The sequence below is a fragment of the Pseudomonas sp. Pse79 genome (genome assembly GCF_024519615.1).
GTDB lineage: Bacteria > Pseudomonadota > Gammaproteobacteria > Pseudomonadales > Pseudomonadaceae > Aquipseudomonas > Aquipseudomonas veronii.
In genome coordinates, this window is record NZ_JALJRR010000074.1 from 1 (window position 1) to 415 (window position 415).

Genomic DNA, 415 nt, shown 5'->3' on the forward strand with positions numbered 1-415 from the left:
CCGCCCAAGGGGATCACGCCCATGTCGATCTGCCGGGCCTGCTCGTCGGTGTAGATCAGGTGCTCGCCGCCCTCAGCAAGCCCTCCTATCTCGAGGAAAACCTCGTAGATCACACTCCAACCGGCGCCGAACAGGCCATCGCGGCGTTCGTCCCGACTGCTGTAGTAGCGCTGCCACTCGATCGGCAACAGGCCAGGCAGGGTGAAGTCCAAGTCGTCTTCACCGTCGAGAATTTTCGCCCCCGTGGCGCTGTGTACCGGGTTGGGCGAACCGGCGACCGCCGAGGTAATGGCATTGCTCACCTGGCTGCTGCCCCACGACACCAGCCCGCCCACCACCATGCACGGCAGCTTGCTGAAAAACTTCGCGCCACCGCCGCGCAACGTCAGCAGCGCCGTCACCGCCAGCCCGACAC

Annotated in this window: 1 protein-coding gene; it reads right to left on the reverse strand. The window is 65.3% G+C overall.

What is annotated here, in order from left to right; genetic code table 11:
* On the reverse strand, positions 1-415 hold a 415-nt coding region (locus NR164_RS30290), incomplete at both ends, for a DUF6531 domain-containing protein (RefSeq protein WP_256823674.1).